Below are 20254 nucleotides of genomic sequence, written 5' to 3' on the forward strand. Positions count from 1 at the left end.
AGAGGGCCATGGTGGCGTTAATAAAACGGCGCTTCGCCGTTCAACACTTTATCAATTACATCCAGCACGCCTTCGTCGTTATTGTGCGGGGCTTCAAAGCGCGCCACCGCCTTAATATGCGGCCTGGCGTTTGCCATCGCAAAGCTGAACCCTGACTGGCGCAACATTTCTACGTCGTTCCCGCTATCGCCAAAAGCCACCACTTCGCTGTCATCAATGCCCCAGCGCTTTTGCAGTATTCGCAGACCGTTGGCTTTATGCACACCGGGGATGATGAGGTCGATACTGCCGTGGCCGGTCGTGACGGGCACCATAATGTCGTTCAGCTTTTCGTGCAGCATCGCCTGAATACGCGGGATGTCGTCGTCAGAGACGTTAAGCCCGAATTTGAAGAAAATATCGTTCAGGTTGCCGAAATCACTCACCATTTCGAGACGGTGGTAGTACTTTGCCGCGATATCCTTAAAGCCGTCGTCATAGTGCTTCAGCGTATAGGCGCTGCTTTTTCCGCAGGCGATAATCTCAATGCCCGGCACATCGTTTAACACGGCGGCAACGGTGTCGAAGTGCGTCTTCGACAGTTCACCGTTAAAGACATCTTCCCCGGCGCTGACCACCCAGCCGCCATTTTCCGCGACAAACGCAATTTCATGGGCAATCTCCGGGAAAAAGGAAATCAGCTGGTAGTACTGGTTGCCGCTGGCAACCGCAAAGCGAATGCCTTGCGCTTTCATTCGTGCATATTGCGCCAGAAAACGCGGGCGGTTATAGGTTTTGGCATCGCTCAGAAACGTGCCATCCATGTCGACGGCGATCAGTTTAACGCTCATATCCCTTCTCCAGTGTCGTTTGTTCCGTTTCCGGCTTCGCGACCGCACGCGCTACCAGCGCTGCGATGATCACTAACCCTAACACCACCAGCATGGCGCTGCGCAGCCCGTAGTGCTCACCGAGGAAGCCAAGCAACGGTGGCCCCACCAGGAAGGCGAGGTAGCCCGTGGTCGCCACCACGCTGACGCGGGTCGGTGCATCCGGGCCAGTGTCGCTGGCGGCTGAAATGGTGAGCGGGAAGCCAAGCGAAGCCCCCAGACCCCAGAGGATCACCGACACACCGGCAATCCAGTCCACGTCCACAAAGATGATCATCGCAATCCCCAGCCCGCCCAGCAGGGCGCTGGCACGCACCACCGCCACGCGGCTGTAGCGGTCAATAAACCAGCCGCCGGTAAAGCGCCCGACGGTCATCCCGAGGGTGAAACCGGCGTAGATCAGGGAGCCGGAAGTTGGGCTAAAACCGTGGCCGTCAACCATCAGCAGCGGCAGCCAGTCGTTAGCGGACCCTTCCGCAAAGGCCATCGCCAGCACCACCACGCCGATCAGCATCAGCTGAATGTCGCGGTAAAACGGCAGCCCTTTTTCCGCGGTGGCGTGTTCGTCAGAGGTGTTCTTGCCGGTGCCGTCAGGGATCGCCCGGATACCGGTCAGAATGGGGATAATACATACCAGTGCGGCCAGCAGAATATGCAGGTTCGCGGCGACGCCCGAGGCCGTCAGCGCCATCCCCACACCCGCACCGGCCAGCGTGCCAAGGCTGTAAAAGCCATGCATCATCGGCAGTACGGTTTTATTCATCTCACGTTCAACCGATGCCCCTTCAACGTTAATGGCCACTTCAGCGGCACCGAAGCTGCCGCCAAAGACCGTCAGCCCAAGGGCAAACAGCACCGGCGAGGCAAACCACAGCGCCACGCTCAGCACCAGCATCCCGAACACGGCACAGCACATGGTGGTGCGGATGACCGCCCGTGTACCGAAGCGTTTGACAAGCCACGCGGAGCACAGAATACCGCTCATGGAGCCTATCGACAGGCCAAACAGCACGATGCCCATCTCGGCCGTTGAGACGGATAAAATATCGCGAATGGCCGGGGTACGCGTGGCCCATGAGGCCATTAGCAGACCGGGAATAAAGAAGAACATAAACAGCGCCCACATGCGCAGTTGCAGGGTTCTACGGGGGGAGGTCAGAGTCATTGAAGTCAGCACCGGAAGTACAACAATAGCGACAACACTAGCAAGTTTGTGTACATTTGTACACAAACCACGTGGGGAATTTATGAGCAGAGCACCGAACGATCCTCAACGCCGGGAGAAGATCCTGCAGGCGACCCTGGACACCATTGCAGAGCACGGTATTCATGCCGTGACGCACCGGAAAATCGCCACCTGCGCGGGCGTGCCGCTGGGGTCGATGACCTACTATTTTGACGGTATGGAGTCGCTGCTGGAAGAGGCCTTTACGTGGTTTACCCGGCAGATGTCGCAGCAGTATCGGGATTTCTTCGCCGGCGTGACCGGGCCAGAAATGGCGTGCGAATCCATCACCACGCTGATCCACAGTTCGCAGGTCACGACGCCGCAGAATATGGCGCTGATGTACCAGCTCTATGCCTTTATGCACCGCAGTGCGGCGCTCAAAACGGTAATGCAGGACTGGATGAAAATGAGCCAGACCACGCTTGAGCAGTGGTTCGACCCGGTGACCACCCGCGCGCTGGATGCCTTTATCGAAGGGATGACGCTGCACTTTGTGACCGACAGAGCCCCGCTCACCCGGGAGGAGATCCGGGCGATGGTCGGCAGGATAGCGGGCGAGAGTGGACGTTAGATTGTGGTCGCGCCGGCCGTCATGTTCACCGTTGTTCCCGTGATGGCACCGGCTGCATCTGACGCCAGAAACGCGATGGTATCTGCCACCTGCTCCAGCGTCGGCAGGCGATTCAGCATCGTGCTCTGTGCCGCGCCCTCCAGAAACTGCTCCACTGTGATGCCCATCGCCTGCGCCTTGATGGCGAACAGGTCACCCACACCGGAACCGGCCTGAACCGCGTCGGCTATCGCATGCGAACGCACGCACAGGACACGAATATTCTTTGCCCCCAGCTCCGCCGCGAGCGCACGGGTTAACGCTTCCGTTCCCGCACAGCCAACGATATGCCCGAGATGTCCCGGCATCGCCATATTTGCAGCCGGCGCAACGACGGTGATAAGCGTTCCGGCACGCTCACCGCCCATATGGGGTGCGACAGCTTTGGCGATGTTGAAATAGGCGGCCAGAAAAGGGTCGAACCCCTGTCTGAATTCACTGAGCGTTAATGCGTCGAGGCGTTTACCCTGGTCGTGCATAAAGCCCGTGGCATTCACGACGATATCAATGCCGGTAACGTCCGGGAGCGTCGCGTCGGCATCGAGAGCATCGAAAACAAACAGCCGGGCTGACCCGCCAGCGGCGTGAATGCGGTTAGCGACGTGCTCCAGCCTGGCCTGATCGCGTGCCGCGAGGTAGACCGTTGCCCCTTCACGGGCGAGCGCGTACGCAGCGGCGCTGCCAATAGCGCCGCTGCCACCAAAGATAACGGCGGTTTTATTTTTGAGACTCATACCTGCATCCCCTCACCAGACCGGTCCATCAAATTATGGGTCGGGTGACGGCGGATGCAACTCCGCCACGGGGCAGGGTATGTGGCTGACAAGACTTACGGCATCACTATCAGCAGATTAGCTGCCGGAGATTTTTTTTCCGCTGGCGTCCACCACCGCTTCGCCATCTTCTTTCGTAAACGCCCCTTTCTGTGCATCAGGCAGGATATCGAGTACGACTTCGGAAGGGCGGCACAGGCGAGTGCCCAGCGGCGTCACCACGATCGGACGGTTAATCAGGATCGGATGCTGCAGCATAGAATCGATAAGCTGGTCGTCGGTAAACTGGTCCCCGGCGAGGCCCAGCTGTTCATAAGGTTCGACATTTTTGCGCAGCAAATCCCGCACGGAAATCCCCATCTCAGCAATCAGTCTGGTCAGTTCATCACGTGACGGTGGGTTCTCAAGGTACAGAATAATTTCGGGTTCAGTGCCGCTGTTGCGGATCATCTCCAGCGTGTTGCGTGAGGTGCCGCAGGCTGGATTGTGGTAAATGGTGATATGGCTCATATCCGTTACTCATTACAGTGTGAAGGAGAGACGTAACGCCAGCGCGGCGAGCGTCACAAACAGAACCGGCAACGTCATGATGATGCCTGTCCGGAAATAATAGCCCCAGGTGATCGTCATGTTTTTCTGCGCCAGGACATGGAGCCAGAGCAGGGTGGCCAGGCTGCCGATAGGTGTGATCTTCGGACCCAGGTCGCAGCCAATCACGTTGGCATAAATCATCGCGTCCTTAATCACACCCGATGCCGTGCTGCCATCGACAGAGAGTGCCCCAATCAGGACGGTCGGCATATTGTTCATTATGGATGACAGGAACGCCGTGATGAACCCGGTACCGAGCGTGGTGGCCCACAGGCCATGTCCGGCGAGGAGATTGAGTACCCCTGACAGATACTCCGTCAGCCCGGCATTGCGCAGGCCATACACCACCAGGTACATCCCCAGCGAGAAGATAACGATCTGCCACGGTGCGCCACGAAGCACTTTTCCCGTATTAATGGCATGCCCGCGCTTTGCAACGGCAAACAAAATCAACGCGCCTGCTGTCGCGATAGCACTGACCGGAATGCCGAGCGGTTCAAGTACAAAGAACCCGACAAGGAGCAGTAACAGAACAATCCAGCCCGTTCTGAAGGTTGGAAGATCGTTGATCGCGCGGGAAGGCTCGCGGAGTTTTGACAGGTCGTATGCCGGTGGAATGTCCTTTCGAAAGAACAGGTGCAGCATCACCAGCGTGGCCGCAATCGCGGCGAGATCCACGGGGATCATCACCGAGGCGTATTCGCTGAACCCCAGCGAGAAGAAGTCTGCCGATACGATATTGACCAGGTTCGAAACGATCAGCGGCAGGCTGGCAGTGTCGGCGATAAATCCAGCCGCCATGACAAACGCCAGCGTGGCCTGCTTGCTGAACCCGAGGGCCAGCAGCATGGCGATAACGATGGGCGTGAGGATAAGCGCCGCGCCGTCGTTGGCAAAAAGCGCCGCAACGGCCGCACCCAGCAGAACGATATACGTAAACAGCAACCGGCCCTTGCCATTACCCCAGCGGGCCACATGCAGCGCCGCCCACTCGAAAAATCCGGACTCATCAAGCAGCAGGCTGATGATGATGACGGCGATAAACGTGGCCGTCGCGTTCCAGACAATATTCCACACCACCGGAATATCGTTAATGTGGATCACGCCGCTGACCAGCGCCAGTACAGCACCCATCGTGGCGCTCCAGCCTATACTTAACCCTCTGGGCTGCCAGATGACCAGCACCAGTGTAAACAGAAAAATTGCCCCAGCCAGAAACATCGTGAACTCCGTTATATCTGTTTTTATGAATGTGTTTTAACACGCGCCCGGAAGACGGTTTTTCAGCTTTGCGCGGGTCTCTTCCCGCAAGCAGTTCCAGCTGTTGTCAATCACGGTGGCAGCCCATGCCGGCATAGTGGGGGACAAACGGTAATAAACCCATTTCCCCTCCCGGCGATCGCTCACCAGCCCGGATTCACGCAGCAGCGCCATATGGCGAGATACCTTGGGCTGTGATTCAGCCGTGGCGGAACAGAGATCGCAGACGCACAGCTCCCCGGCTTCGCGCAGAAGCATGACGATGGACAGGCGGGTCTCGTCGGAGAGGGCTTTGAAAAGTTGGACCGGATGTAGCATCGGCTTTCCTGCGGTTGGTTATATATGGTTAAGCATATATGTTTGGATGGAAAGAGGGAAGGCGGAATGTTGAAGAGGGGAATTTCAGGCAACAAAAAACCCATCAACCTTGAACCAAAACGGCGGGGTTGATGGGCTCCACAAATTGGGGACATCAAAGAAAAGCAGTGGCAATAGTTATGACTGCCCCCTGATAAAAAAGTTCTGCGCGTAACGAAAATTTTTTCGTCGTGCGCAGAACTTAAGAGTTATCCGAGTCCAGGCCAGATGATGATGATCAGCGTACCCGCCAGCGTAAGCAGTACGTTAGCGATAGCGTAGGTGCCCGCATAGCCCAGCGCAGGAATATTGCTGCGTGCAGTATCACTGATAATTTCCATTGCCGGGGCGCAGGTACGGGCCCCCATCATTGCCCCGAAGAGCAGGGCGCGGTTCATACGAAGCACATAAGCACCGAACAGGAAGCAAATCACGACCGGTACCAGGCTGACGATAAGTCCGGAAACCAACATCTGCCAGCCAACAGCACCCAGGCTGTGGCCAATGCCGCTACCGGCGCTTAAGCCGACACCCGCCATAAAGACCATCAGACCAAACTCTTTCACCATATTGAGCGCCCCCTGCGGAATGTAGCCGAAGGTCGGGTGGTTCGCTCGCAGGAAGCCCAGCATGATGCCGGCGAACAGCAGCCCGGCAGCGTTACCGATGCCAAAGCTAAAGTTGCTGAACTGGAAGGTGATCATCCCGATCATCAGGCCAACGATAAAGAAGGCGCAGAAGGCCAGCAGGTCGGTGACCTGGCTGTGAATAGAGATAAAGCCGATGCGGTCCGCAACGGTTTTAACGCGTCGCGCATCGCCGCTGACCTGCAGAACGTCGCCTTTGTTCAGCACGACGTTGTCGTCAATTGGCATCTCAATCTGGCTGCGGATCACGCGGTTGAGGAAACAACCATGATCGGTCAGCTTCAACTGCGCCAGACGACGGCCGACGGCGTTATGGTTTTTCACCACAATCTCTTCGGTGACGATACGCATGTCGAGCAGATCGCGGTCAAACACCTCTTTACCGTTGCGGAAGCTCGGGTCGAGGCGGGCGTGGGCATCCGGGTAACCGACCAGGGCAATGTCATCGCCCATCTGCAGCACGGCGTCGCCGTCCGGGTTTGCCAGAATGCCGTTACGGCGAATACGTTCGATATAGCAGCCTGTCTGGCGGTAAATCCCCAGCTCGCGGAGGTTTTTCCCGTCCGCCCATGCAACCAGCTCGGGCCCAACGCGGTAGGCGCGAATCACGGGCAGATAGACTTTACGCTTGCTGTCGGTGTCCAGACCGCGTTCGCGGGCAATTTGCTGGGCGCTGGTCTGCAAATCCTGGTGCTGCAGTTTTGGCAGGTAGCGGGCGCCCACAATCAGGCTCACCAGACCAATCAGATAGGTCAGGGCATAGCCCAGGCTCAGGTGGTCGAGCGCGGTAGAGAGTTGCGCACCGGCCATGCCGGAGTGGCGCAGGGTATCGCCTGCACCCACCAGCACCGGCGTGGAGGTCATCGAGCCGGCGAGCATACCGGCCGTCAGCCCGATATCCCAGCCAAACAGTTTACCGAGCCCTAAGGCGATCAGCAGCGCACTGCCGACCATGGCCAGCGCCAGCATCAGATAATTTTTGCCGTCGCGGAAGAAAATTGAAAAAAAGTTGGGCCCGGCTTCCACACCAACACAAAAAATAAACAGCATAAAACCTAAGTTGAGCGCGTCCGTGTTAATGCTGAAATGCTGCTGGCCTAATAATAGTGAGACGACTAAAACGCCAATGGAATTACCAAGTTGAACCGAACCAAGGCGCAATTTACCCAGGCAAAGGCCCAGCGCCAGTACCACAAATAATAACAGGATGTAATTCCCATTTAACAAGTCTGCGACGTTTATATTCACGGAGGCTAACTTCTTGTTTACCAGTAAGTTGTTGAATGAAAGGACTTTTTGGGCTACTGTTTTCTGGGTCAGGGAAAGGCTTTAACGCTCCCTGTTTCCAGCTTTATTCCCTAAAACATTAGCTGGCGGTTAGTTTAATCGTATTAGCTACTGACAGCCACCTATTATCGCTTCACCCTGTGTGTACTTTGGCAAGGATTGCCGCATTGCTTTATCTGACTGGGCGTCTACCCGACGAAAGTGTATTTGATAGAGATAAGTCAGGAGGATAGTTTGAACATTAAACGAAACTGGGCGGGGGTGATCAGCTGCTTTTTGCTGTTCATTGTCGTTTGCATGTCCCTCGCTTTTAATGTGAAGGGAGCATTCAGGGCGTCGGGTCATCCGGAGCTGGGGTTGCTCTTTTTCACCCTGCCAGGGGCTGCTGCCAGTTTTCTCTCCCGCCGGGGGGAAGTGGTGAAACCGTTACTGGGCGCAATACTTGCAGCGCCGCTGTGTCTGCTGCTGATGCGGTCACTGTATATTTCAACGCGAAGTTTCTGGCAGGAGCTGGCGTGGTTGCTGAGTGGCGTCTTCTGGTGCGCCCTGGGAGCGCTATGCTTTTTGTTTGTTCACAGCATGTTGGCCCGGCGCAGACAGCACAAATAAAAACGCCCTCAGGGTGAGGGCGTCTTAGAATTACTGAGCGGCAAACAGGCCCAGATGTTCTTTAGCGTATGCTTCAAAGTCTGTGCAACCGCCGATGTGTTTCTGATCGAGGAAAATCTGCGGTACGGTTTCAACCGGTTTACCCACGGTTTTTTCCAGATCGGCTTTGCTGATCCCTTCCGCGTGGATATCAACATAACGGAAGTTAAAATCATCACGCTCTTCGGTCAGTTTCTCAGCCAGCTCTTTCGCGCGCACACAGTAAGGGCACCCTGGACGACCAAAAATTACTGCAAACATTTCTCTCTCCTCGAAAACAAGCCTGACGGCGAATGGGTCTATAGTGCCCGATAACCTGCCGTCATTAAAGAAGGTTTCGCCTGTCGTTATAATACCTCTCAGCTATGTTTCGCCAATTACATCGCGCGCATCATTGCCTATACTGGCTGCGATATGATTCACGCAAGACAAAGAGAGACAAGATGACGCCAACCATAGACCTGCTACGTTCCCATCGTTCAATTCGCCACTTCACCGACGAGCCGATAACGCCGGCGCAGCGTGAAGCCATTATTGACAGTGCAAGGGCGACATCCAGCTCCAGCTTCCTGCAGTGCAGCTCCATTATTCGCATTACCGACCCGGCAATGCGTGAACAACTGGTGACCCTCACCGGTGGACAGAAGCATGTGGCACAGGCAGCCGAGTTCTGGGTGTTCTGCGCCGATTTTAACCGCCATCTGCAGATCTGCCCGCAAGCCGAGCTTGGCCTTGCCGAGCAGCTGCTGCTGGGCGTCGTGGACACCGCGCTGATGGCGCAAAACGCGTTCACGGCGGCGGAATCGCTGGGGCTGGGCGGCGTGTACATCGGCGGGCTGCGTAACAATATCGAAAGCGTTACCGAACTGCTGAAGCTGCCAAAACATGTTCTGCCCCTGTTTGGCCTGTGCCTTGGCTGGCCTGCGGATAACCCGGACCTCAAGCCGCGCCTGCCTGCGGCGATGCTGGTGCATGAAAACCACTACCAGCCTGTCGATCAGGATGTGCTGGCGCAATACGATGAAGAGCTGGCGCACTACTACATGACGCGCGACAGCAATAACCGTCGCGATACCTGGAGTGACCACATTCGTCGCACCATCATTAAAGAGAATCGCCCGTTTATTCTCGACTATCTGCACAAACAGGGCTGGGCGACACGATAGCCCATTCATCCTGCGCCTGCCTGCGTGTATGATACGCAGGCTTTTTCCATGTCTTTAGAGAGGTGCAGGGTGAAAATTGCCATTTTGTCCCGGGATGGAACGCTCTATTCATGTAAACGCCTGCGAGAAGCGGCGGCAAAACGGGGGCATCAGGTTGAGATCCTCGATCCGATGTCCTGCTATATGAACATTGATCCTGCTGCCTCATCGATTCATTACAAAGGCCGCAAGCTCCCGCATTTTGATGCGGTTATCCCCCGCATCGGCTCCCAGATAACCTATTACGGCACGGCCGCGTTGCGCCAGTTTGAGATGCTGGGCAGCTATCCGCTCAATGAATCCGTTGCGATATCTCGTGCCCGCGATAAGCTCCGTTCGCTGCAACTGCTTGCCCGGCAGGGAATCGATCTTCCGGTTACCGGCATTGCGCATTCACCGGACGACACCAGCGATTTAATCGATATGGTGGGTGGCGCGCCGCTAGTGATCAAGCTGGTGGAAGGCACTCAGGGCATTGGTGTGGTGCTGGCCGAAACGCGGCAGGCGGCGGAAAGCGTGATTGACGCCTTTCGTGGGCTGAATGCCCATATTCTGGTGCAGGAGTACATTGAAGAAGCCAAAGGACGCGACATTCGCTGTTTTGTTGTCGGTAACGAGGTGGTTGCGGCCATCGAACGCCAGGCAAAAGAGGGCGACTTCCGCTCTAATCTGCACCGTGGCGGCGTGGCGAGAGTCGCGGATATCAGCGATCGCGAGCGTGAGATTGCCGTGAAGGCGGCGCAAACGCTGGGGCTGGATGTGGCGGGTGTTGATTTACTGCGGGCGACGCGCGGGCCGCTGGTGATGGAGGTGAATGCCTCACCGGGACTGGAAGGGGTGGAAAAAACCACCGGGGTCGATATTGCGGGTAAAATGATCTCATGGGTCGAGCGCCACGCAACGCCGGGCTACTGTCTGAAAACGGGCGGTTAAATGGATTACAGCGCACTTTTTGCGTACTCTATGCGAAGTTTTTAATAAAGAGGCTGCACAGCGATGGATTTACAGGTCGTTCCAACACTGGATACGTTACGTCAATGGCTCGATGATGCCGGTATCACTTTCTTTGAATGTGATTCCTGCCAGGCGCTGCATTTGCCTCATATGCAAAATTTCGATGGTATTTTCGATGCCAAAATCGATCTCATTAACGACGTGATCCTCTTCTCTGCGCTGGCCGAAGTGAAACCGTCTGCGCTGCTGGCCCTGGCCTCTGACCTGTCGGCCATCAACGCCAGTTCTTTGACGGTGAAAGCATTTCTCGATATACAGGATGATAATCTGCCAAAACTGGTCGTTTGCCAGTCTTTATTCTCCGGTGCTGGCCTCTCTTTCAAGCAGTTCTCCTGGTTTATGCGCTTGAGTGAAGAGCAAATTTCGATGGTAATGATGGAAGCGAATGCGCACCATCTGCTGTATAGCACGGAAGATGATGCAGAGAATAATGATGCATCTCCCAATTTTCTTCACTAAGCCTGTCTGACTTTTGCGCAGTCGCTGCCATAGCGGCTGCATAACGCCATTTTTTCTGCTGCTTTTAACCTTTCTTTAAAGAATTTTTCACCTCCCCAAACGCCATTTCGGCTTATCACGTAGACATAACCTGCATAAAAAATTGATAAAAGGCGTTTTTTCGTCTGGGCTATAGCCGGAGACACGGGCTACAGTTATTCTTGCGATGCTTAAAAAAGCGAGCGGATCCTGCCGGGTAAAGAGGTTTCTTTTTATTTCGTGCAGAGCGACAAACTATGCATGATTATTGCATATCTTCAGATTGCACAGTTTTAGTTCGTTTGTTAACGAGCTTTCAGAAGGAATAACGATATGATCGCCTTGAATAAAAAATGGTTATCGGGTCTGGTTGCGGGTGCTCTGATGGCCGTCTCTGCCGGCACGCTCGCTGCGGAACAAAAAACGCTGCACGTTTATAACTGGTCTGACTATATCGCGCCGGATACCGTCGCTAATTTCGAAAAAGAGACCGGCATTAAAGTGGTCTATGACGTTTTCGATTCCAACGAAGTGCTGGAAGGGAAACTGATGGCGGGCAGTACCGGTTTTGACCTGGTGGTACCTTCCGCAAGCTTCCTTGAGCGTCAGCTGACGGCAGGTGTTTTCCAGCCGCTCGATAAGAGCAAATTACCGAACTGGAAAAACCTCGATCCGGAAGTGCTTAAGCTGGTCGCCAAGCATGACCCGGACAACAAATACGCGATGCCGTATCTGTGGGCGACCACCGGTATTGGCTATAACGTCGATAAAGTCAAAGCGGTGCTGGGTAAAGATGTCAAACTCGACAGCTGGGACGTGGTGCTGAAGCCGGAAAACCTTGAGAAGCTGAAAAGCTGCGGCGTCTCTTTCCTGGATGCGCCAGAAGAGATTTTCGCCACCGTGCTGAACTACCTGGGCAAAGATCCTAACAGCAGCAAGGCCGATGATTACACCGGCCCGGCAACCGATCTGCTGCTGAAGCTGCGTCCGAATATTCGTTACTTCCACTCCTCGCAGTACATCAACGACCTGGCAAACGGCGACATCTGCGTGGCGATTGGCTGGGCAGGGGACGTATGGCAGGCGGCTAACCGCGCCAAAGAAGCCAAAAACGGCGTGAATGTTTCCTACTTCATTCCAAAAGAGGGCGCGCTGGCGTTCTTCGACGTCTTCGCCATGCCGGCTGACGCGAAAAACAAAGACGAAGCTTACCAGTTCCTTAACTACCTGATGCGTCCGGAAGTCATCGCGCATATCAGCGATCACGTCTATTACGCTAACGGCAATAAGGCCTCTGTGCCGCTGGTCAGCGAAGAGATCCGCAATAACCCGGCTATCTATCCGCCGGCGGATGTGTTTGCCAAGCTGTTCACCCTGAAAGTTCAGGATCCAAAAATTGACCGCGTGCGTACCCGTGCGTGGACCAAAGTGAAAAGCGGTAAATAACGGCGTCCGGTACGGTTGCCCGGTGGCGAAAACGCTCACCGGGCCTGCTAAACCCGTCGGTCGGGCTGGCGTGAGCGCCGCCCGACGATGCGCACCCTGATGGTGCGTTTGCACCAGTTTTGATTTCTGCCGGAGAGCACCCCGTGAATGACGCGATCCCCCGCCCGCAGGCGAAAGTCCGTAAAGCGCTGACCCCGCTTCTTGAAATTCGTAACCTCACCAAATCTTTCGATGGTCAGCATGCCGTGGACGACGTCAGCCTGACTATCTACAAAGGTGAAATTTTTGCCCTTCTGGGCGCATCTGGCTGCGGTAAATCGACCCTGCTGCGTATGCTGGCCGGTTTTGAACAGCCTACCGCCGGGCAAATCATGCTGGATGGTGTCGATCTTTCCCGCGTGCCGCCGTATCAGCGCCCGATAAACATGATGTTCCAGTCTTACGCGCTCTTCCCGCATATGACGGTGGAGCAGAATATCGCCTTTGGTCTTAAGCAGGACAAACTGCCGAAAGCCGAAATCACCGCCCGCGTGGCAGAGATGCTCAGCCTGGTGCACATGCAGGAGTTCGCGAAGCGTAAACCGCATCAGCTCTCTGGTGGCCAGCGTCAGCGCGTGGCGCTGGCCAGAAGCCTGGCGAAACGGCCAAAGCTGCTGCTCCTCGATGAGCCGATGGGCGCCCTGGATAAAAAACTGCGTGACCGTATGCAGCTGGAAGTGGTGGATATCCTTGAGCGTGTGGGGGTGACCTGCGTGATGGTTACCCATGACCAGGAAGAGGCGATGACCATGGCCGGGCGTATTGCGATCATGAACCGCGGTAAGTTCGTACAGATTGGCGAGCCGGAAGAGATTTATGAGCATCCGACCACCCGCTACAGCGCGGAGTTCATCGGGTCGGTCAACGTCTTCGAAGGGCTGCTGAAATCGCGCGAGGAAGACGGTCTGGTGATCGAGTCGCCGGGGCTGCAGCATCCGCTTAAGGTCGATCCGGATAGCTCGGTGGTGGATAACGTGCCGGTGTATGTCGCGCTCCGCCCGGAGAAGATCATGCTGTGCGAAGATCCGCCTGCCGATGGCTTTAACTTCGCCGTCGGGGAAGTGGTGCACATTGCTTACCTGGGCGACCTCTCCATCTACCATGTGCGTCTGAAAAGCGGGCAGATGCTCAGCGCCCAGCTGCAGAACGAACATCGTTATCGCAAGGGACAGCCGACCTGGGGCGATGAAGTGCGCCTGTGCTGGGATGCGGACAGTTGTGTAGTGCTGACGGTATAAGGAGCGGACAATGAGTACCTTAGAACCTCCAGCCCGCGTTGAAAAACCGGGTGGCTTTGCGCACTGGCTGGCGCGCATGCAGATGAACCACGGACGCAAGCTGGTGATTGCCATGCCTTACGTGTGGCTGATCCTGCTGTTCCTGCTGCCGTTCCTGATTGTTTTTAAGATAAGCCTGGCGGAAATGGCGCGGGCGATCCCGCCCTATACCAACCTGCTGGACTGGGCTGACGGACAGCTGACGCTGACCCTTAACCTCGGCAATTTCCTGCAGTTGACGGAAGATCCGCTCTATTTCGAAGCTTATCTGCAGTCGTTGCAGGTGGCGGCGATCTCGACGATCTGCTGTTTGCTGCTGGGTTACCCGCTGGCATGGGCCGTGGCGCACAGTAAATCGTCGACGCGCAACATTCTGCTGTTGCTGGTGATCCTGCCGTCATGGACCTCGTTCCTGATCCGCGTCTACGCGTGGATGGGGATCCTGAAAAACAACGGCGTGCTGAATAACTTCCTGATGTGGCTTGGGGTTATCGATCAGCCCCTGACAATCCTGCATACCAATCTCGCGGTCTATATCGGGATTGTTTACGCCTATCTGCCGTTTATGGTGCTGCCAATTTATACGGCGCTGACGCGTATCGATTATTCGCTGGTGGAAGCATCGCTTGACCTTGGTGCCCGCCCGCTTAAAACCTTCTTCAGCGTTATCGTTCCGTTGACCCGGGGCGGCATTATTGCCGGGTCGATGCTGGTCTTTATCCCGGCGGTAGGGGAGTTTGTTATCCCGGAACTGCTCGGTGGCCCGGACAGCATCATGATTGGGCGTGTGCTGTGGCAGGAGTTCTTTAATAACCGGGACTGGCCTGTGGCGTCTGCGGTGGCGATCGTGATGTTGCTCCTGCTGATCGTACCGATCATGTGGTTCCACAAACATCAGCAGAAACAGATGGGAGACCACGGATGAACAACTTACCGGTAGTGCGCTCCCCGTGGCGAATTGCCATCCTGGTGATTGGCTTTACTTTCCTGTATGCACCCATGTTGATGCTGGTGATCTACTCGTTCAACAGCTCCAAACTGGTAACGGTATGGGCCGGCTGGTCGACGCGCTGGTACGGCGAATTGTTCCATGATGACGCGATGATGAGCGCGGTGGGGCTGAGCCTGACCATCGCCGCGCTGGCGGCCACGATGGCCTCCGTGCTGGGGACCATTGCCGCGCTGGTCATGGTGCGCTTCGGGCGTTTTCGGGGGTCGAACGGCTTTGCCTTTATGATCACCGCGCCGCTGGTTATGCCAGACGTTATCACCGGTCTGGCGCTGCTGCTGCTGTTCGTCGCCCTGGCGCATGCCATTGGCTGGCCGGCAGATCGCGGCATGCTCACCATCTGGCTGGCGCACGTCACCTTCTGTACCGCGTACGTGGCGGTGGTTATCTCTTCGCGTTTGCGCGAGCTGGACCGCTCCATTGAAGAGGCGGCGATGGATCTCGGTGCGACGCCGCTGAAGGTCTTCTTCATTATCACGCTGCCGATGATTATGCCGGCGGTGATCTCCGGCTGGCTGCTGGCGTTTACGCTGTCGCTCGACGATCTGGTTATCGCCAGCTTTGTCTCAGGACCGGGCGCGACGACGCTGCCTATGCTGGTCTTCTCCAGCGTACGCATGGGGGTCAATCCGGAGATTAACGCCCTGGCCTCGATCATCCTCGGGGTGGTCGGAATTGTCGGATTTATCGCCTGGTATTTGATGGCGCGCGCGGAAAAACAACGTGTGCGTGATATCCAGCGTGCAAGACGCGGCTGAAGGATTTAAAATTTCCAGTGATGTGCCGCGCATGACGCGGCACTGTTTTTCAGGGAAGTAAAACATTGGGATTATTAAAAAAATCACGTCTTACGCACGCTCGTCCAAACGTTCCTGCACTGGTGCAGGTGGCGGCGCTCGCTATTATTATGATCCGCTGTCTTGATGTGCTGATGATCCTTAACACCCTGGGTGTCCGCGGTATGGCTGAATTCATTCACCGCAGCGTACAGACGTGGAACCTGACGCTGGTCTTTTTGAGCAGCCTGGTACTGGTGTTTATCGAGATTTACTGCGCATTTTCGCTGGTCAGAGGACGCAACTGGGCGCGCTGGATCTATTTGCTGACGCAAATTACGGCGGCAAGCTATCTGTGGGCCGCCTCGCTGGGGTATGGCTATCCGGAACTGTTCAGCATTGCGGGTGGATCAAAACGCGAGATTTTGCACGCGCTGTTTTTGCAAAAACTCCCGGATATGCTGGTGCTGTTCTTCCTGTTCGTGCCTGCTTCCAGTCGGCGGTTCTTCCAACTGCAATAATGTGTATAATCGCAGCCCTCGTGATTCTTAAGGTTTTGATATGCAGTGCGCACTCTATGACGCCGGTCGCTGCCGCTCCTGCCAGTGGATAGAACAGCCGGTTTCTCAGCAACTCACCGCCAAAATGGCCGACCTGCAACACCTGCTGGCAGACCATGCCGTGGGGGAATGGTGCGCACCCGTCAGCGGGCCGGAGCAGGGCTTTCGTAATAAAGCCAAAATGGTGGTGAGCGGCAGTGTTGAAAAACCGCTGCTGGGCATGTTGCATCGCGAGGGTACTCCTGAAGATTTAACCGACTGTCCGCTTTATCCTGCCTCCTTTGCGCCGGTCTTTGCTGCGCTCAAACCGTTTATTGCCCGTGCCGGATTAACGCCCTATAACGTTGCCCGCAAGCGCGGCGAGCTGAAATACCTTCTTCTTACCGAAAGCCAGGTAGACGGCAGCATGATGCTGCGCTTTGTTCTACGCTCAGAAGCCAAGGTGGAGCAGCTTCGCGCGGCGTTGCCATGGCTTCAGCAACAGCTTCCGCAGTTAACCGTTATCACCGCGAATATTCAGCCGGTGCATATGGCTATCATGGAAGGGGAGCGGGAGATCTTCTTCACCGAAGAACATGCGCTGGCAGAAACGTTCAACGATGTACCGCTGTGGATCCGTCCGCAAAGCTTCTTCCAGACCAACCCGACCGTCGCGAGTGCGCTTTATGCCACCGCCCGTGACTGGGTGCGGGCGTTAAATATCCATCATATGTGGGATCTGTTCTGCGGGGTAGGTGGCTTCGGTCTGCACTGCGCCACGCCAGACATGCAGCTTACCGGGATTGAGATCTCCGCCGAAGCGATTGCCTGTGCCAGACAGTCTGCCGCAGAGCTTGGGTTGACCCGGCTGCACTTCCAGGCGCTGGACTCCACGCAGTTCGCGACGGGGCAGGACAATGTGCCTGAACTGGTGCTGGTGAACCCGCCGCGCCGGGGCATCGGGAAAGCGCTGTGCGACTATCTGAGCCAGATGGCACCGGACTACATCGTCTACTCCAGCTGCAACGCGCAGACGATGGCAAAAGATATCGCGACGCTGCCGGGCTACCGCATTGAACGCGTCCAGCTGTTCGATATGTTCCCGCATACCGCGCATTATGAAGTCCTGACGCTACTCGTTAAATCTTAAACAAAATGTGAACTCTGTCCGCCTGCGAAATCAGGTAAGCTTATCTCATCAGAATTGAAGAAGGCTTACCCATGAAGCAGATCCTGCTGGTGGAAGATGACCACGATATCGCGGCGCTTCTGCGCCTCAACTTAGAAGATGAAGGCTACGCCATCACCCACGAGCCCGACGGGGGCAATGCCTTACAGCGCCTCGAAAAGCAGCCGTGGGACGCGGTGATCCTCGATTTAATGCTCCCCAATGTCGACGGTCTGGAGATTTGCCGTCGCATCCGCCAGATGACCCGCTACCTGCCGGTGATCATCATCAGCGCCCGCAGCAGTGAAACCGACCGTATTACCGGGCTGGAAACCGGGGCGGACGATTATCTGGCCAAGCCGTTTTCGGTACAGGAGCTGATCGCGCGTATCAAGGCGCTGTTCCGACGCCAGCAGGCGATGGGGCAGGCGCAAAGTGCCGGGAATATTCAGGCTCACGGCCTGACGCTCGACCCGCTGGCGCGCAGCGTGCTTTTGCACGGCCAGGTGGTGGATCTCACCCCGCGCGAGTTTGAACTGCTGTACTTTTTTGCCCGTCATCCCGGTGAAGTTTTCTCGCGTCTGGCGCTGCTGGAACAGGTCTGGGGCTATCAGCACGAAGGTTACGAACACACCGTCAACACCCACATTAACCGCCTGCGCATCAAGATTGAGAAGGACGCCGCCGAGCCGGAGATCATTCGCACCGTCTGGGGCAAAGGCTACAAATTTGCGGAGCCAAACGATGCGCCGCTTTAGCCTGAGCCAGCGCCTGACGCTGTTGTTTATTCTGCTGCTGACGCTCTGTGCGACCATCGCCTGCGCGGTGCAACTTTACAGCACCACGCAGTACGGTAATGCGATGGTGCAGCGGCTGTCTGGTGGCCTGGCGCAGCAGATTGTCCAGCGGGAACCGATTCTGGATGCGCAGGGCAGGGTTGACCGCCACGCGCTGAAGCCGCTCTTTGACCGGCTGATGACCTTCAATCCAAGCGTCGAACTGTACGTTGTCTCGCCTGATGGCGAACTGCTGGCTGACGCCGCGCCGCCGGGGCATATCCAGCGGCAAAAAATCGACCTCGGGCCGGTGCAGACTTTCCTCAGTGATGCCGCGCGGCCGGTACTGGGCGATGACCCGCGAAGCCAGAACAAAAAGGTTTTCAGCGCAACGCCGTTGCGTCAGGACGGAGAACTGAAAGGCTATCTATATATTATTCTGCAGGGCGAAGAGTCAAACGCGCTGGCGGAGATGGCCTGGCATCAGGCGCTCTGGAGCACCGTCCTGTGGTCATTAATGTGGGTCGCGCTGTTTGGTTTGCTGGCGGGGTTACTGGTCTGGTACTGGGTAACGCGTCCGGTCAAACGTCTTACGCAGGAAGTGGCCGGGCTGGAGCAGGACAGCATTAGTGCCATTAAGCAGCTGGCGGCGCAGCCTACTGAAACCACGGTAAAGGATGAAGTGGCCACGCTGCGCAATACGTTTATCGAGCTGGCCCGTAAAATCACCCTGCAGTGGGATCAACTGGCCGACAGCGATCGCCAGCGCCGGGAGTTTATCGCCAATATTTCGCACGATTTACGCACGCCGCTCACCTCCTTGCTGGGCTATCTCGAAACGCTGTCGCTGAAATCCGCGACGCTGACGCCGCAGGAACACCAGCAGTATCTCGCCACGGCGCTGCGGCAGGGGCAGAAAGTGCGTCATCTTTCGCAGCAGCTGTTTGAACTGGCGCGTCTTGAGCACGGCGGCATCAAACCGCAGCGCGAGCGTTTTGCCATGGGTGAGCTAATTTCAGACGTGGCGCAGAAATTTGAACTCACGGCCCGCACGCGGGAGGTGAACCTGCGCATTGATGTACCGGGCCCGTTGCCGCTGGTGAATGCCGATGTCTCGATGATTGAGCGGGTGGTGACTAACCTGCTGGATAACGCGATGCGGCATACGCCGACCGGTGGAGAGGTCCGTCTGGCGGTCTGGCAGGAGAACGCGCAGCTACAGGTTGAGGTGGCTGATAATGGAACCGGCGTTGATGCTTCTCTTCGCAACGATCTGTTTGAACGTCCTTCGACGTTAAATCCGCAGGCATCACGGGAAAACCGTGGCGGGTTGGGGCTGTTGATTGTGAAACGCATGCTGGAACTTCACGGCGGGGGGATCAGGCTGATGGAGTCCACGAACGGGGCTCGTTTTCGCTTCTTTGTTCCACTGTGAAATTGCCGGGTTTGCCCGGCCTACAGACCACCCCCGTAGGCCAGGCTACCCGACAAAAAGCTATTATTGCGGGAACCACCGATCGCTGATTTTCTTGTACGTGCCGTCAGCTTTAATTGCTTTCAGTGCGCCATTCAGTTTTTCCAGCAGGGCTTTGTTATCCGGACGCACCGCAATGCCCAGGCCCGTACCGAAGTACTGTGGATCGGTCACTTTTTCGGTCGCGGTGCCGAGCTGTGGGTTGGTTTTCAGCCACTCGTTCACCACCGCAGTGTCACCGAAGACACCATCAATACGGCCATTTTTCAGGTCGATTATGGCATTCTGGTAGCTGTCATAGGCCACGGTTTTCACTTCAGGATGTTTGTCCTGCAGGTATTTCTGGTGCGTGGTGCCGTTTTCCATCCCAATGCGTTTGCCTTTCAGCTGGTCAAAGGATGTATAAGCCCCTTTCTTCGCAATGACCACCGCCGAGTTGGCGTAGTACGGGTCGGTGAAGGTGACCTGCTTGCTACGCTCTGGGGTGATGTCCATCCCGGAGATCACCGCGTCGTATTTTTTGAATTTCAGCGACGGGATCAGGCTGTCAAACGCATGGTTAGTGAACGTGCAGTCGGCCTGCATCTGTTTGCACAGGGCTTTGGCGAGGTCGATATCAAAACCGACAATCTGGTTGCTGGCATCCAGCGACTCAAACGGCGGATAGGTGGCCGAAACGCCGAAGTTGATTTTATCTGCAGCTGATGCGCCAGCGGCGAAAGTGGCCAGTAAAGCGGCCAGAACTAACTTTTTCATTGTAATGCTCCCGTCTGTCAGTCTGTCT

At 56.2% G+C, this 20254-nt stretch carries 22 protein-coding genes; 13 read left to right on the forward strand and 9 right to left on the reverse strand.

The annotated features are described in order from the left end of the window. Nucleotides 1-17: 17 nt before the first annotated feature. A complete protein-coding gene (locus HV242_RS07000; RefSeq protein WP_047355698.1) occupies nt 18-830 on the reverse strand; it encodes a Cof-type HAD-IIB family hydrolase in 813 nt (270 codons plus the stop codon). Continuing rightward, the gene (locus HV242_RS07005; RefSeq protein WP_050736557.1) at nt 820-2034 is read right to left on the reverse strand and encodes an MFS transporter; all 1215 of its coding nucleotides are present in this window, start codon (nt 2032-2034) and stop codon (nt 820-822) included. Before HV242_RS07005 ends, HV242_RS07000 begins: the two co-directional genes overlap by 11 nt. A gap of 82 nt (nt 2035-2116) precedes the next feature. On the opposite strand from HV242_RS07005, the gene HV242_RS07010 reads away from it, so the two are divergent. Continuing rightward, nucleotides 2117-2668, forward strand: coding sequence for a TetR/AcrR family transcriptional regulator (locus HV242_RS07010; RefSeq protein WP_020884879.1), 552 nt, complete (start codon nt 2117-2119; stop codon nt 2666-2668). On the opposite strand, the gene HV242_RS07015 is transcribed toward HV242_RS07010, so the two are convergent. The 5 genes from HV242_RS07015 to HV242_RS07035 all read right to left on the reverse strand — a co-directional run bounded on the left by HV242_RS07015 (nt 2665) and on the right by HV242_RS07035 (nt 7583). Next, nucleotides 2665-3441 (reverse strand): SDR family NAD(P)-dependent oxidoreductase, encoded by a 777-nt coding sequence (locus tag HV242_RS07015; RefSeq protein ID WP_050736558.1) that lies wholly within the window; start codon nt 3439-3441, stop codon nt 2665-2667. The genes HV242_RS07010 and HV242_RS07015 overlap by 4 nt on opposite strands. Before the next feature lie 117 nt (nt 3442-3558). Further along, entirely contained in the window at nt 3559-3990 is a 432-nt protein-coding gene (arsC, locus tag HV242_RS07020; RefSeq protein WP_032681363.1) for a glutaredoxin-dependent arsenate reductase, read from the reverse strand. A 12-nt stretch (nt 3991-4002) separates the two neighbouring features. Further along, a complete protein-coding gene (locus HV242_RS07025) occupies nt 4003-5292 on the reverse strand; it encodes an arsenic transporter (protein WP_032677758.1) in 1290 nt (429 codons plus the stop codon). Between the two features lie 36 nt (nt 5293-5328). Beyond that, nucleotides 5329-5649 (reverse strand): metalloregulator ArsR/SmtB family transcription factor, encoded by a 321-nt coding sequence (locus HV242_RS07030; protein ID WP_014169302.1) that lies wholly within the window; start codon nt 5647-5649, stop codon nt 5329-5331. Nucleotides 5650-5897: 248 nt separating this feature from the next. Continuing rightward, nucleotides 5898-7583, reverse strand: a complete 1686-nt coding sequence (locus HV242_RS07035) for an aspartate:alanine antiporter (RefSeq protein ID WP_050736559.1) — start codon at nt 7581-7583, stop codon at nt 5898-5900. Between the two features lie 273 nt (nt 7584-7856). On the opposite strand from HV242_RS07035, the gene HV242_RS07040 reads away from it, so the two are divergent. Further along, nucleotides 7857-8231, forward strand: a complete 375-nt coding sequence (locus tag HV242_RS07040) for an inner membrane protein YbjM (protein WP_020884874.1) — start codon at nt 7857-7859, stop codon at nt 8229-8231. Nucleotides 8232-8261: 30 nt separating this feature from the next. On the opposite strand, the gene HV242_RS07045 is transcribed toward HV242_RS07040, so the two are convergent. Then, a complete protein-coding gene (locus HV242_RS07045) occupies nt 8262-8531 on the reverse strand; it encodes a GrxA family glutaredoxin (protein ID WP_014169305.1) in 270 nt (89 codons plus the stop codon). A gap of 182 nt (nt 8532-8713) precedes the next feature. On the opposite strand from HV242_RS07045, the gene nfsA reads away from it, so the two are divergent. The 11 genes from nfsA (at nt 8714) to HV242_RS07100 (ending at nt 19431) form a co-directional block, all read left to right on the forward strand. Continuing rightward, nucleotides 8714-9436, forward strand: a complete 723-nt coding sequence (gene nfsA / locus HV242_RS07050; RefSeq protein ID WP_025204598.1) for a nitroreductase NfsA — start codon at nt 8714-8716, stop codon at nt 9434-9436. A 69-nt stretch (nt 9437-9505) separates the two neighbouring features. Next, complete coding sequence (gene rimK, locus HV242_RS07055) at nt 9506-10408, forward strand: 30S ribosomal protein S6--L-glutamate ligase (RefSeq protein ID WP_020884872.1); 903 nt, start codon at nt 9506-9508, stop codon at nt 10406-10408. Between the two features lie 63 nt (nt 10409-10471). Beyond that, the gene (locus tag HV242_RS07060) at nt 10472-10948 is read left to right on the forward strand and encodes a YbjN domain-containing protein (protein WP_020884871.1); all 477 of its coding nucleotides are present in this window, start codon (nt 10472-10474) and stop codon (nt 10946-10948) included. 351 nt (nt 10949-11299) lie between these two features. Then, complete coding sequence (potF, locus tag HV242_RS07065) at nt 11300-12412, forward strand: spermidine/putrescine ABC transporter substrate-binding protein PotF (protein WP_014169310.1); 1113 nt, start codon at nt 11300-11302, stop codon at nt 12410-12412. 143 nt (nt 12413-12555) lie between these two features. Then, on the forward strand, nt 12556-13689 hold the full coding sequence (potG, locus tag HV242_RS07070; protein ID WP_041162516.1) for a putrescine ABC transporter ATP-binding subunit PotG: 1134 nt from the start codon (nt 12556-12558) through the stop codon (nt 13687-13689). A 10-nt stretch (nt 13690-13699) separates the two neighbouring features. Then, nucleotides 13700-14653 (forward strand): putrescine ABC transporter permease PotH, encoded by a 954-nt coding sequence (gene potH, locus HV242_RS07075; protein WP_014169313.1) that lies wholly within the window; start codon nt 13700-13702, stop codon nt 14651-14653. Beyond that, nucleotides 14650-15495 (forward strand): putrescine ABC transporter permease PotI, encoded by an 846-nt coding sequence (gene potI / locus HV242_RS07080; RefSeq protein ID WP_020884869.1) that lies wholly within the window; start codon nt 14650-14652, stop codon nt 15493-15495. The genes potH and potI overlap by 4 nt, the downstream gene beginning before the upstream one ends. Nucleotides 15496-15560: 65 nt before the next feature. Further along, on the forward strand, nt 15561-16034 hold the full coding sequence (locus HV242_RS07085) for a YbjO family protein (protein WP_050736560.1): 474 nt from the start codon (nt 15561-15563) through the stop codon (nt 16032-16034). Nucleotides 16035-16074: 40 nt separating this feature from the next. Then, nucleotides 16075-17202 (forward strand): 23S rRNA (uracil(747)-C(5))-methyltransferase RlmC, encoded by a 1128-nt coding sequence (gene rlmC, locus HV242_RS07090; RefSeq protein ID WP_050736561.1) that lies wholly within the window; start codon nt 16075-16077, stop codon nt 17200-17202. A 71-nt stretch (nt 17203-17273) separates the two neighbouring features. Beyond that, complete coding sequence (locus tag HV242_RS07095; RefSeq protein WP_014169317.1) at nt 17274-17978, forward strand: response regulator transcription factor; 705 nt, start codon at nt 17274-17276, stop codon at nt 17976-17978. Next, complete coding sequence (locus HV242_RS07100) at nt 17965-19431, forward strand: sensor histidine kinase (RefSeq protein ID WP_050736562.1); 1467 nt, start codon at nt 17965-17967, stop codon at nt 19429-19431. The genes HV242_RS07095 and HV242_RS07100 overlap by 14 nt, the downstream gene beginning before the upstream one ends. 63 nt (nt 19432-19494) lie before the next feature. Here the strand turns inward: HV242_RS07100 and artJ are convergent, their stop codons facing one another. Then, nucleotides 19495-20226, reverse strand: a complete 732-nt coding sequence (gene artJ / locus HV242_RS07105; RefSeq protein WP_040017023.1) for an arginine ABC transporter substrate-binding protein ArtJ — start codon at nt 20224-20226, stop codon at nt 19495-19497. Nucleotides 20227-20254 lie beyond the last annotated feature (28 nt).

It is taken from the genome of Enterobacter sp. RHBSTW-00593, from assembly GCF_013784105.1.
Classification (GTDB): domain Bacteria; phylum Pseudomonadota; class Gammaproteobacteria; order Enterobacterales; family Enterobacteriaceae; genus Enterobacter; species Enterobacter ludwigii.